Here is a 267-nt window from a genome sequence, read left to right on the forward strand (position 1 = left end):
CCCGCCGAAGCCGCCGCTGCGCCTGCCGCCGCATTGCCTGCCTTGGCCCAGACCGATGTCGTCTTGCGCGGCTGCTTTGCGACCTCTTCTTTGCCCTTGGCCTCGACCTCCTCGGCCACGGCAGCGGCATCGGCAGCCTTGTGCGCCAGCACCTCCATCGCCGACTCGCGCTCCACGCGCGTGTCATACTTGCCGTCGTGCGGCGAGACCGACTGGATGATCGCGCGCTCCTTGGGCGTCAGCGGCCCCAGCCGCGAGCGCGGCGGG

1 protein-coding gene is annotated in these 267 nt (G+C 71.5%); it reads right to left on the bottom strand.

The genetic code is table 11. The features are described from left to right. Positions 1 to 267: helicase HerA-like domain-containing protein (locus tag AX735_RS18475; RefSeq protein ID WP_156447543.1), on the bottom strand; the 267-nt coding region annotated here is incomplete at both ends.

The organism is Blastomonas sp. CCH1-A6, assembly GCF_001556365.1.
In the GTDB taxonomy this organism is placed as follows: domain Bacteria; phylum Pseudomonadota; class Alphaproteobacteria; order Sphingomonadales; family Sphingomonadaceae; genus Blastomonas; species Blastomonas ursincola.